This is a genomic window from Streptomyces sp. NPDC001027, assembly GCF_040299045.1.
GTDB lineage: Bacteria > Actinomycetota > Actinomycetes > Streptomycetales > Streptomycetaceae > Streptomyces.
In genome coordinates this window covers 1-11,429 of the sequence record NZ_JBEPBI010000242.1, presented here as the reverse complement: position 1 = coordinate 11,429, position 11,429 = coordinate 1, and the positions used below count along the sequence as shown (strand labels likewise).

12 protein-coding genes are annotated in these 11,429 nt (G+C 74.0%); 3 read left to right on the top strand and 9 right to left on the bottom strand.

Going from position 1 to position 11,429, the window contains the following annotated elements:
- The 8 genes from ABT300_RS36095 to ABT300_RS36060 form a co-directional block, all read right to left on the bottom strand.
- Positions 1 to 463 (bottom strand): beta-ketoacyl synthase N-terminal-like domain-containing protein (locus tag ABT300_RS36095; RefSeq protein ID WP_351685088.1); only part of this gene is annotated, 463 nt, incomplete at its 3' end.
- Positions 460 to 723 carry an acyl carrier protein gene (locus ABT300_RS36090; protein ID WP_319275895.1) on the bottom strand — a complete coding sequence of 88 codons (264 nt, stop codon included), beginning with the start codon at positions 721 to 723 and terminating at the stop codon, positions 460 to 462. The genes ABT300_RS36090 and ABT300_RS36095, both read right to left, overlap by 4 nt.
- A gap of 152 nt (positions 724 to 875) precedes the next feature.
- On the bottom strand, positions 876 to 1,895 hold the full coding sequence (locus ABT300_RS36085) for a beta-ketoacyl-ACP synthase III (RefSeq protein ID WP_351685085.1): 1,020 nt from the start codon (positions 1,893 to 1,895) through the stop codon (positions 876 to 878).
- Positions 1,892 to 3,676, bottom strand: coding sequence for an FAD-dependent monooxygenase (locus tag ABT300_RS36080; protein ID WP_351685082.1), 1,785 nt, complete (start codon positions 3,674 to 3,676; stop codon positions 1,892 to 1,894). Before ABT300_RS36080 ends, ABT300_RS36085 begins: the two co-directional genes overlap by 4 nt.
- A 54-nt stretch (positions 3,677 to 3,730) precedes the next feature.
- Positions 3,731 to 4,804, bottom strand: a complete 1,074-nt coding sequence (locus ABT300_RS36075; protein ID WP_351685080.1) for a beta-ketoacyl-[acyl-carrier-protein] synthase family protein — start codon at positions 4,802 to 4,804, stop codon at positions 3,731 to 3,733.
- Entirely contained in the window at positions 4,801 to 5,850 is a 1,050-nt protein-coding gene (locus ABT300_RS36070; RefSeq protein ID WP_351685077.1) for an AfsA-related hotdog domain-containing protein, read from the bottom strand. The genes ABT300_RS36075 and ABT300_RS36070 overlap by 4 nt, the downstream gene beginning before the upstream one ends.
- Before the next feature lie 102 nt (positions 5,851 to 5,952).
- A complete protein-coding gene (locus tag ABT300_RS36065; protein WP_351685075.1) occupies positions 5,953 to 6,213 on the bottom strand; it encodes an acyl-CoA carboxylase subunit epsilon in 261 nt (86 codons plus the stop codon).
- The gene (locus tag ABT300_RS36060) at positions 6,210 to 7,832 is read right to left on the bottom strand and encodes an acyl-CoA carboxylase subunit beta (RefSeq protein ID WP_351685072.1); all 1,623 of its coding nucleotides are present in this window, start codon (positions 7,830 to 7,832) and stop codon (positions 6,210 to 6,212) included. The genes ABT300_RS36065 and ABT300_RS36060 overlap by 4 nt, the downstream gene beginning before the upstream one ends.
- A gap of 221 nt (positions 7,833 to 8,053) precedes the next feature.
- Here ABT300_RS36060 and ABT300_RS36055 point away from each other — a divergent pair, with 221 nt between their 5' ends.
- Both ABT300_RS36055 and ABT300_RS36050 read left to right on the top strand, forming a co-directional pair.
- Positions 8,054 to 9,001 carry an ACP S-malonyltransferase gene (locus tag ABT300_RS36055; RefSeq protein WP_351685070.1) on the top strand — a complete coding sequence of 316 codons (948 nt, stop codon included), beginning with the start codon at positions 8,054 to 8,056 and terminating at the stop codon, positions 8,999 to 9,001.
- Positions 9,002 to 9,034: 33 nt separating this feature from the next.
- Positions 9,035 to 9,496 carry a DUF2809 domain-containing protein gene (locus ABT300_RS36050; RefSeq protein ID WP_351685068.1) on the top strand — a complete coding sequence of 154 codons (462 nt, stop codon included), beginning with the start codon at positions 9,035 to 9,037 and terminating at the stop codon, positions 9,494 to 9,496.
- Between the two features lie 10 nt (positions 9,497 to 9,506).
- Here the strand turns inward: ABT300_RS36050 and ABT300_RS36045 are convergent, their stop codons facing one another.
- Positions 9,507 to 10,709: a L,D-transpeptidase gene (locus tag ABT300_RS36045; protein ID WP_351685065.1), complete on the bottom strand. Its 1,203-nt coding sequence runs from the start codon at positions 10,707 to 10,709 to the stop codon at positions 9,507 to 9,509.
- A 218-nt stretch (positions 10,710 to 10,927) separates the two neighbouring features.
- On the opposite strand from ABT300_RS36045, the gene ABT300_RS36040 reads away from it, so the two are divergent.
- The coding region (locus ABT300_RS36040) for a peptidoglycan bridge formation glycyltransferase FemA/FemB family protein (RefSeq protein WP_351685062.1) at positions 10,928 to 11,429 on the top strand (502 nt) is incomplete at its 3' end.

Sequence of the window (11,429 nt, the reverse complement as noted above, 5' to 3'; positions counted from 1 at the left end):
CAAACGGGGAGTGACCTGCGGCGCGCGTGGGGTGAACCTCGCGGGCGTCCTGTGACGTCGCTTGTGTACCGGCTCTGTACCGACATCGTGCGTTGATGCGCAGCTGCTTCTCCAGGGTGGCCGCGCCGCCCAGCGAGTTGCCGATGACCACGCCGACCCGGGTGCAGTCCCAGGACCCGGTGTCCAGACCGGAGTCGGCGACCGCCTGCCGGGCGCCGACCACGGCGAGCTGGGTGAAGCGGTCCAGCTTCCAGGCGGTGCGCCGGCCCAGCTCGGCCGTCGGGTCGAAGCCGGGAACGCGGCACGAGATGTCGACCTTCTCGCCCTTCAGCTCGGGGTCGGTGGCCCCGGCGGAGACGCCGGACAGCACGCGCCGCCAGTTCTCCGCCACCCCGATGCCGGCCGGCGTGATCAGGCCCATGCCGGTGACCGCGACGCCGCGGCCCCGGGCCACGCCGCTCATGCCTGATCCGCCTTCGCGCGGATCACGTTGACGGCCTCGTCCAGGGTGAAGGCCGACTTCAGCTCGCCCTCCTGGAGGACGATGCCCATCTCCTTGCGCAGGATCAGGCTCAGCTCCACGAGGATCAGGGAGTCGATCTCCAGCTCGTCGAAGGTGGCGCCGGACAGCAGCTCCGCCTCGTCGAGGCCGAACTTCTCGCTGATCAGGACGGAGACGCGGTGCTTGAGGGACTCCTGGACCTGGATGACGGGAGTGCTCATGGTGGTTTCCTCTCGTGATTTTTTTCTCGGTGATGTCGGTGATGTCGGTGATGTCGGCGCCGTTGGGGCTGTGGGGCTGTGGGGCTGTGGGGCTGTGGGGTGGGGCGGACGGTGTCGGCGGGCCCGGTGTGTCTCGGCGCCGCCGGGTGGGGTCAGCCGGGTTCCAGGGCCGGCCAGACCAGCGCGGTCGAGCCCCAGGTGAGGCCGCCGCCGAACCCGGTGAGGAGCACGCGGTGGCCGGGCCGCAGCTCGCCGTCGGCGGCGGCGTCGCGCAGCGCGAGCGGGATCGAGGCGGCCACGGTGTTGCCGACCCGGTCGAGGTTGGCCACGATCTGCTTCTCCTCCAGGCCGAGTTGCTCGCCCACGGCGTTGAGGATGCGGATGTTGGCCTGGTGCGCCACGACCTTGTCCACCTCGGCGGGCGTCCAGCCGACCCGGTCGAGGAGGGTCTGCGAGGACCGGCTCATGTCCAGCACGGCCCGGGTGAACACCGGGCGGCCGTCCATGGTGAAGAAGGTGTCCCCGTCGCCGGGGGGTCCGGGCGTGGAGCGCTGCCGCGAGCCTCCGGCGCGCACGGTGATCAGGTCGGCGCCCGAGCCGTCGCTGCCGAGGTCGAAGCCGAGCAGCGCGCCCGGCTCGCCCGCCTCGCCCGCCCGCAGGACCACGGCCCCGGCCCCGTCGCCGAAGATGGCCCGCGTGGTGCGGTCGGCCGGGTCGAGGATCGTCGAGAAGGCGTCCGCGCCGATCACCAGGGCCCGTTCGGCGAGGCCCGCGATGATCATGGAGGAGGCGGCGGCGAGCGCGTACACGAACCCGGTGCACACCGCCGACACGTCGAACGCGGGCGCCGTCCCGAGGCCGAGCCGGTGGGCGACGTCCGGTGCGGTGGCCGGGCACGGCCGGTCCGGCGTGCTGGTGGCCAGCACCACCAGGTCCACGCCGGCCGCGTCCTCGCCACCGGTCCGGCGGGCCGAGGCGAGCGCGTCCCGGCCGGCCGCCACCGCGAGGTCGGAGGTGGCCTCGCCCGGGGCGACGACATGACGGCGGCCGATCCCGGTCCGGGTGCGGATCCAGCGGTCGGAGGTGTCGAGCTGCTCCGCCAGCTCCTCGTTGGAGACGGCCGTCGTCGGCAGGGCGCCGCCGAGACCGCACAGGACCGCGACGCGGCTCATGAGGCCAGCTCCCCCGGCTCGTGACCGCCCGTGCGGTCGGCGTGCGCCGCCAGGGCCGTGAGCCGGGCGGCCGGAGACTGCGGGACCGCCCCCGCCTCCGCCGTGACGTCGACCGCCGCGCCCTGGGGGGTGGGCCTGCCCCCGGCGGCCGCCTCAGGGGCGCCGCCCGTCCGCAAGCCGCTCCCCGCCCGGACGCCGTCCATCGCCCGGAAGCTGCTTCCCGCCCTGCGCAGTGCCGTGCGCACCGCTGTCGCCTCGGGCGGGACGATCGCCGCCACATGGCCGTCGGGGCGGACCACGAGGGCCCTCGGGGCGGCGCCGAGCAGGGGGGCGAAGCCCGGCCAGGCGGAGACGTCCCGGACCGGAACGCCCTCGGGGACGGCCGCCGAGACGGACGCACGGGCGGCCAGCCAGGCGGAGTCCTGACGGTCGCCGGCCCAGAGCAGCAGCGTGAGACGGGCCGGGTCGATCGAGGGCCAGCGTTCGGCGCCGGGCTGGGGCTCGTCGTGCGCGGCGAACGCCGGCAGCCGGTCGCCGACGCGGATCCTGCGGGTCAGTCCCGGCAGCGTGTCGCGCAGGGACTCGGCGGGCCGGTAGCTGACGTCGTGCTGCGCCATCAGCGGGCCGCCGAAGCGCTGCAGCACCCCGGTCCGGTGCGCCAGCCGTACGGTGACGTCGCGCAGGGCGAGCTCATGGCGACGCTTGAACAGCCCCCAGCCGGTCTGCTTGGCGGTGGTCAGCACGATGCGCTCCGCGGCCAGCCGGCGGTCGCTGTCGTAGGTGTCGAGGATGCCCGGTTCGAAGGCCCCCCGGACCACGCCGGCCAGTTTCCAGGCGAGGTTGACGGCGTCCTGGATGCCGGTGTTCATGCCCTGCGCGCCGGCCGCGCTGAACACGTGGGCGGCGTCGCCCGCGAGGAAGACCCGGCCCGCGCGCATGGTCTCGGCGACCCGGCGCCGGGCCCGGAAGATGGTCGACCAGTCGAGCTCGCCGACGACGCCGGGCCGCGGGGAACGCTCGTCGAGGAACCGCTGGAACAGCTCCGGCGGCGGCCCCTGCTCCCCCCGCCAGTCCGGCACGCTGATGGCGAGCCGGTACTGGCCGTCGCCGAAGGGGGCGATCCCCAGGGCGCCGGAGCGGGAGTAGCAGTACACCAGCGCGTGCTGGTCCAGGTCGCCGGCCACCGGGCCGTCGCCGATCGCGAACAGCACGTCGTCGCCGGCGCCCAGCAGCTCGATCCCGGCGAAGCGGCGCACCGCGCTGTGCGCGCCGTCCGCGCCGATCACGTACTCCGCCTCGATCAGCTCGGTGCGCCCGTCGGCCCGCCGCACCTCCGCGACCGGCCGGGGCCCCGAGGCGTCGAGCCCGGTGAGGGAGCCGGACTCGATCTCGCCGCCGTACGCGGCCAGCCGGGTGCGGATCACCTCCTCCGTGGTGTCCTGCGGGACGACGACGCCGAAGGGGTACGGGGTGTCCGTGAGCCGGCTCATCTCGATGGCGCCGAGGCGCCGCTTGTCGGAGTAGTACTGCACCGAGTCCAGCCGGTTGCCCAGCTCGATCAGCGGCTCGGAGGCGCCGATGCGGCCGAGGAGTTCCAGGCTGCGCGGCCAGACGACGCTGGCCCGGGAGTGCTGGGCGGGGCCGGCGGCCGAGTGGTCGACCAGCCGGACCGCGACGCCCTGCGCGAGCAGTTCGGCGGCGAGCACCAGTCCCACGGGGCCGGCGCCCACGACGAGGACGGGACGCCGCTCACCGGGGTCCTCGCGCTGGGGGAACGCCATGACAGTCCTTTCGAAGAAGTTCAGCGGGGAAGGGGGCGGGGGAAGTCCGCCGGGTCAGGTCCGCCGCACCACGGCGGCGCTCCAGGTGAAGCCGGCGCCGGCGCTCAACACGGCCGCGTACGCGCCGCGTTCGAGGCGGTGCGGGCCGCTGTCCGCGGCCAGCGCGGCCAGGTTCGACAGCAGGTCGCCGGCGCCCAGATGGCCGGTGTACTCGCCCAGGTCGGCCGGCGGGGCGTCGGTGACCTCGGCGACGGCGGGGCCGTACACGTCCCGGGCGGTGGCCCTGCCGAGCCGCGGCAGCAGCACGGTGCTCAGCCGCTCGCCGCCGCCGCCTCCGACGCCCGCCTCGGCCAGCGCGGCGGCCAGGACCGCCGTGGTCTCCCGGCGCAGCCGGTCGAGGAAGCGCGGCTTGCCCTGCTCGGCGAGGAACGCCTTCTTGGTCCGGCGGACGTCCACGGCCGGACCGCGGGTGTGCGGCGCCGGGTGGAAGCCGTCGGTGTCCCGGTGGGCGCTCTCCAGCTCCGGCGCAGCCCGTGTGCACAGGGCGCGCAGGGAGAGCGCTCCGCTCGGTGCGGACCCGGCGCCGACGACGGCCGCGGTGGCGCCGTCGCCGTACCAGACGCCGTAGTCGCCGCCCCAGCGGTCGAAGCCCGGCGGTGTGAAGCGGTCGGCGGTGGTCACCAGGACCGGTCCGTCGCCGGGCCGTGCCGTGAGCTGGTGCACCGCGGTGCGCAGGGCGGCGGCCGCGCCGTTGCACATCTGCTGGACGCCGGTCGGGACGGCGTCCAGGGCGCCGATCCCGGCGGCCACGTAGTGGGCCGGCGACCAGAAGTCGTGGCCCTGGTAGTACGTCCAGGCGTGCAGGACGGCGGAGAGGTCACCGGCGGGGACCGCGGCCCGGGCCAGGGCGAGCCGGGCGGCGCGCACCGCCATCCGCGGGGCGGACAGGTCGGGGGAGACGGGCAGCTGCCCGTACCCCATGGCGTCCGCCTCCTCGGCGGTGACCCGGCCGGCGGCCAGCGCGTCCGCCGTCTTGTGAGCGGTGGGCGGCAGCCACTCGGCGGGCGCGAGCCAGATGCCGTCGCGGCCGTCGGCGGGGGCGCCGTCGCGGTGGTCGTCGGGGGTCATGCGCACTCCTCGCCGTCGAGCAGCGGGACGCCCGTCGAGGCCGTGGTGGTGTGCATCCGCCCGGAGGCGATGACGTCGCCGTCCTGCTCGAAGTCGATGTGGAAGGTCCGCAGGTCCGGCAGCATCAGGCTGAGGTTGTCCTCGTGCGCGTACGGCTCGGTCTTGCGGATGTGCACCGTCGTGGGCACGTCCAGCTCGGCGTACCGGGTGAAGGAGAACTCGAAGCCGGCGACGGTGCTGCGGCTGACCGAGGCGCCCCACAGGTCGGACACGCCGAGCAGGCACAGTTGGCGGGCGGCCTCCATGAGCACCATGCCGGGCACGTGGTCCTGGCCGTGGTCGAACATGCTGCGGTTGTCCAGCGGGACCCGCACGGACGCGGAGGCGTTGTCGCTGCCCACGGTGACGGAGCTCAGGACGACGTTCGCCGGGTCGCTGCGGCCCACCAGGTGCGGGGCGACGTACGCGGTCTGCCGGGGCAGGTCCTGGAACGGCGTCAGGGGCCGGCCGCGGCCCTGCAGACGGACCGTCTCGTACACCTCGGACGGGATGTAGCCGACGTCCATGCGCACGAAGCCGAGGCAGCGCTGGGCCAGTTTCATGTCGACGCCGAAGGACAGCCGGCGCACGTCTCCCGGGGTGCCGCGGCGGTTGCTCGTGCGCACCGAGATGCGCAGCTCGCCCGGCCTTTCCTGCTGCGGCAGGGTCAGCAGCCCCGGCAGCTCCATCGACCAGGACCGCAGCAGGAACTTGCTGCTGCGCGAGACCCCGGCGTACTCGTGGCCGCCGTAGGTCTCGGCCTGCCGGCAGCACTCCAGCAGCAGCATCGGGTCGGGGGCGCCCAGCCGCGAGGTGTGCTCCGTGTAGTAGGCGTGCAGCGGGGGCAGTTGGGCGGCCGCGAGATATTCCTCCTCACCGGTTTTGCGGGCGTCGGTGAGAAACACCTCGGAAAGTGCCCAGCGGTGCAGCAGAGAACGGTCCACGGTGCGCATGAATTCGAGGTTGGCGGCACCCGGCAGGCAGGTCTTCTTTTCTTCAGGGGTCATTTCCTTCGTCCTCCTGATGCGGCGCGAGTGGGGGTCGATTCCCTTTTCTCTCGCGTGATTTCATTGTCGAGGGGGGTGGCAAAGCGCTCACTAAAAGCGGACTCAAAGGGCGGGTTCGGATGCCTGCGGTCCGCCCACCCAGGCGAGCGGGCCCCGGTAACCGTTTCCGGCCCGGTCCCAGTTCGCGCGGTCGGCTGTCGGCCCGGCCGGCTCGCCGGCGCTGCTCTCGGCGCGCGCCCGCAGCACGGTCAGCACGCAGGCCAGCGCGGCCAGTTCGTCGGCGTCAGGATCGCCGCGGACGACGCGGAAGGCGGCCTCGCGCAGCGCGTCGGCCGGCGACGGCACGCCGGACGCGGCGCTCACAGCGGGGTGATCCCGTGCTTGCGCTGCGGCAGCGCCCGGTGCTTGGTCCGCAGCATGGCCAGTGAACGGGCCAGCACCGCACGGGTCTCGCCCGGCTCGACGACGTCGTCGACCAGGCCGCGTTCGGCCGCGTAGTACGGGTGCATCAGCTCGGCCCGGTACTCCTCGACCATCCGCGCCCGCATCGCCGCGGGGTCGTCGGCGTCGGCGATCTGTCGGCGGAAGACGACGTTCGCGGCGCCCTCGGCGCCCATCACCGCCACCTCGTTGGCCGGCCACGCGAACGACAGGTCCGCGCCGACCGACCGCGAGTCCATGACGATGTAGGCGCCGCCGTACGCCTTGCGCAGGATCAGCTGGATGCGGGGGACGGTGGCGTTGCAGTACGCGTACAGCAGCTTCGCGCCGTGCCGGATGATCCCGTTGTGCTCCTGGTCCACGCCGGGCAGGAAGCCGGGCACGTCCAGCATGGTGATCAGCGGGATGTTGAAGGCGTCGCACAGCGAGACGAACCGCGCGGCCTTCTCGCTGGCCCTGATGTCCAGCACCCCGGCGCTCGCCAGGGGCTGGTTGGCGACGACGCCCACCACATGCCCGTCGATCCGCGACAGGGCGCACACGACGTTGGGCGCCCAGGTCGGGTGCGTCTCGAAGTACTCGCCGTGGTCGACGACCTCCTCGATGACCTCCCGTACGTCGTAGCCGCGCGAGGGGTCGGCGGGGACGACGCCGGCGAGCCGGTCGGTGCGCCGGTCCGCCGGGTCGTCGCAGGGCAGCACGGGCGCGCACTGCCGGTTGTTGGACGGCAGGTACGACAGCAGGTAGCGCACGTCCTCCAGGCAGCTCGCCTCGTCGTCGTACGCGAACGCGGCCACCCCCGACACCGACGCGTGCACGTCGGCGCCGCCCAGTTCGTCCATGCTCACCTGCTCGCCGGTGACCGCCCGCACGACGTCCGGCCCGGTGATGAACATCTGGGCCACGCCCCGGACCATGAACGTGAAGTCGGTGAGCGCCGGCGAGTAGGCCGCGCCTCCCGCGCACGGGCCGAGGATCACGCTGATCTGCGGGATGACGCCCGACGAACGGGCGTTGCGGCTGAAGATGCCGCCGTACCCGGCGAGCGCGGTCACCCCTTCCTGGATGCGGGCGCCCGCACCGTCGCAGAGGCTCACCAGCGGGGCGCCGGACGCCTCCGCGAGGTCCATCAGCTTGTGGATCTTCGCCGCGTGGGACTCGCCGAGCGCGCCGCCGAAGATGCGGAAGTCGTGCGCGTAGACGAAGACCTGACGGCCCTCGACGGCGCCCCAGCCGGTGACCACGCCGTCGGTGTGCGGCCGACGGCGCTCCAGGCCGAAGCCGGTCGCGCGATGCCGGCGCAGCGGCTCCAGCTCGGTGAACGTGCCCTCGTCCAGCAGCAGTCCGATGCGCTCGCGGGCGGTGAGCTTGCCTCTCGCGTGCTGCGCCTCGGTGGCCCGCTGTCCGGGACCCGCCTGCACCTCCGCACGCAGTCGCCGCAGCTCCTCGACCCGCACGTGCATGCTGTCGGGCCGCTCGGGTTCCGGCGCGGCAGGCGGCGCCTGGCTGGGCGCCACGGGGTTCTCGACCAGGGTCGTCATGCCTTGTCCTCCCATCCGGACGCCTCTGGACCGAGGCCGCCCGAAAGAAGGGTTCGGGGTCACGGACAATGCCTGACTCAAGCCCTGAAACAGCCGCCGAATTCTTTTCCGTGCCTTGAGCGAAGGGCAGACCGGGGCATGAGGAAAACACCCTCCGGCGCTTGAGCGGCGACACCCGACGATGTCTTTCGACCGTTGTCGGAACATCGAGAGGGCAGATCATGGTCGCGCACGTTCACGGATCCACCGCCGAGCCGCGGTACGCCGTCCTTTTCCCCGGCCAGGGCGTGCAGCGCCCGGGCATGGGCGAGCCGTGGCGGGCCACGCCGTCCTGGGAACTGGTCGAGACCGTCTCCCGGGCCAGCGGGTTCGACGTCGCCGAGCTGCTGCTGACGGCGGACCAGGACACCCTGTCCCGCACCGACCACGCCCAGATCTCGGTGTTCACCGCGTCCCTGCTGGCCTGGTCGGAGTTCCGCCGGCACGATCCGTCCGCGCACGTGGCCGCCGTCGCCGGGCACAGCCTCGGGGAGTACTCGGCGCTCGTGGCCGCCGGGGTGCTGACGCCGGCCGACGGCGCCTGGCTGGTCGGCGAGCGGGGCCGGGCCATGGCCCAGGCGGCCCGGCAGCGGCCCGGAGCGATGGCCGCCGTGATGGGCGGCGGCCCCGAGCAGGTCACGGCCCTGGTGGAGGAGGCCCGCCGGGACGGCGCCGAGCTGTGGGTGGCCAACCACAACAGCCCCCGGCAGACCGTGGTCGCCGGCAGCCGCGCGGCCGTGACGGCCGCCGCCGCCCGTGCGGCCGCCGCGGGTCTGCGCTACGCCGTCCTGCCGGTCGCCGCCGCCTGCCACAGCCCCTACATGGAGCCGGCCGGCACGCCACTGCGCAACGCCCTGGAACGGACGCGCTTCGCGCCCGGCACGCTCCCCGTGGTGGCCAACGTCGACGCCCGGGCGCACCGGGGCGGCGACCACTGGCGCGACCTGTGCGCCCGGCAGCTGGTCGGCCCGGTCCGTTGGGCGGACACCCTGCACGTCCTGCACGAGGAGCTGCACACCACGGCGTTCCTGGACGTCGGTCCCGGCGCCACCCTCGCCGCCCTGGCGAAGCGGACCCTGCCCGCGGTCCCGGCGCCCCGCTTCGAGGTCCCGGTCCCGCAGGCGGCCTGACGACCGCACGGCCGTCGGGCAGTATGGGGCCCTGTGACCGGCATCCCCGAGACCCGCGGCGCCGCCGCCGACCCGTTGCGGACCAGGCTGGCGGCAGCCGGCGCCGCCGTGGCGACCGTCGGCGCGGGACTGGGGCTCAGGGCCGTGGCGGCGGGGGACGCGGCCAAGTACGGCGGGGACGCGCTCTACACCGTGCTGCTGCTCACGCTCGTCGTCGCGGTCTCCCCCCGGGCGACGCCCCGGACGGCCGCCGCGAGCGCGCTGGCCGCCAGCTGGGCCGTGGAGTTCCTCCAGCTCAGCTCCGTGCCGGCGGACCTCTCCCGGCGCAGCGCCCTCGCCCGCCTCGTGCTCGGCTCCACCTTCAACGCCCCCGACCTGCTCTGGTACGCGGTGGGCGCGGCGGCGGGCTGGGCCGTCCACACCGCGCTGCGCGCGGGCCGTATGGGCCGCGTGAGTCGCGTGGGCCGCGCGGGCGGGGGCTTCGGGCCGCGCTGAGGGTCGCGTCTCAGCGCAGTGCGCTCTTCTGCTGCCACTCGGCCCACGAGAGGTTCCACATGCCGAAGCCGTTGCCGGGAGCGACCACGCCCTTGGTCTCCTTGCCGCTGATCTCGAACGGGTCGCCCGGCCGCACCTGCCCGTACAGCCAGGCCGCGTTCGCGTCGCTCATCCCTATGCAGCCGGAACTGTGGTTGACGGAGCCGAAGTAGCGGGCGTTCCACGGTGCGGCGTGCGCGTACATGCCCGACCAGGTCAGCCGCATCGAGTAGTCGACCATCTTGTCGTAGGCGTTGCCGAGGCCCACCGTCTCGGAGTTCATGTTGATCGTGCCCTCCTTGGCCATGAGCACCGCGGTGCCGTGCCAGGAGCGCTTGTCGCCGCCGGGCGTTCCGCCGGAGACCGGTATGCGCCGCACCGTCTCGCCGTCGCGCTCGAGGGTGAGCTGATGGCTGTCGAGGTCGACCTTGACGATCTGCCGGGCCCCGACGGTGAAGACGGTCGTGTAGTCGCGCACGAACCAGCCGCCGTCCGGGCCGGAGTCGGTGCCGTTCAGCTGCGCGTTCAGCGTGATCTTCGTGCCCGGCTTGAAGTACGTCCGGGGCCGCCAGTCCACCCGGTCCCCGCCCGACCAGTCGCGTATCCAGCCCCAGGAGCCGGTGGTGCCGTTCGAGGCAGTGACCTTCAGCAGCTTCTCGACCTCGGCGCGGTTCTTCACCGGGTGGTCGAAGACCAGCGAGATGGGCTGGGCGACGCCGACGGTCGCGCCGGCGCCCGGTCGCCAGTCGACCTTGTTGACCTTGCCCGCCTCGGCCGTGGTGAAGGAGGACCGGGTGCTCTTGGCGGCGCCGCCGTCGCTGCGGGTCGCCGCCGTCACCGTGTACGCGGCGCCGGGCACGGCCTTGCGGTCGGACACCCAGGACCGGCCGTCGGCGGCGGTCCGGCCGGCGAGCCGGTGGCCCTCGGCGTCGGTGACGGTCACCGAGGTGAGCCGGCCGCCCGAGGCCGTGACCGTCACGGGCCGGCCCGCCGCGACCTTCGTCCCCTTCGGCGTGACGGTGACCGTGACCGGGCGGTCGGCGGCGCCCGACGCCCCCTTGGCGTCGGAGCCGCCCGGGCCTGCGCCCGACGAACAGGCGGCGAGCGGCGTCAGCAGGGCGGCCACGACGGCGGCCCGGACACGGGCGTGGGCGAGTGCGCGTATGCGGGGCAACAGGACCTCCGAGAAGGATGGAACGGAGTCGGCGATTTCGGCGATGTCGTGACTGTAGAGCCGGAAAACCCGAGGTCAGCGGCTATGGAGCAATGTGACGGCGACTGGTGAGGAATGGTCATGGTCCGGTCACATTCACCGTGCGGAGCGGTCATGGGCCGCTGTGAGCATCTGCTGTGTCCCCGCGACAGGTCCGGGGAGAAGGAGAGGCTCAGACTGTGTCAGCGCTGCTCGTGCCGCCCAGCCGTGTGTGCCAAGCCCGGGACCGGGGCGTGACGTTGCGCCCCATCACCGCCGAGACCTACCGCGCCTTCCTCGCGACCCCCGACGGCGCGGCCCTCGGCGCGGGCTTCCTCCAGTGCCCGTCCTGGGCCGACGTCAAGGAGGGCTGGCGTTCCCAACTCCTCGGCTGGGGGCCGGATCCGGAGGCGGGCGCGCTGACCGGAGTCGCCCTGGTGCTGCTGCGGCAGTTCCCCGGCACCCGCAAGTACTTCGCGTACCTTCCCGAGGGGCCCGTCGCCGACTGGAACGACCCCGACGTCGACGGCTGGCTCGACCCCCTCCTCGAACACCTGCGCCGCTCGGGCGCGTTCGCCGTGCGCATCGGCCCGTCGCCCGCCTACCGGCGCTGGGACGCCGCCCGGCTCAAGCCGCTCTCCGGCCCGGGCCGACGCCTGGGCGACGTCCTCGCCAGCGAGGTCGACCCGCTCGGCGCCGCCG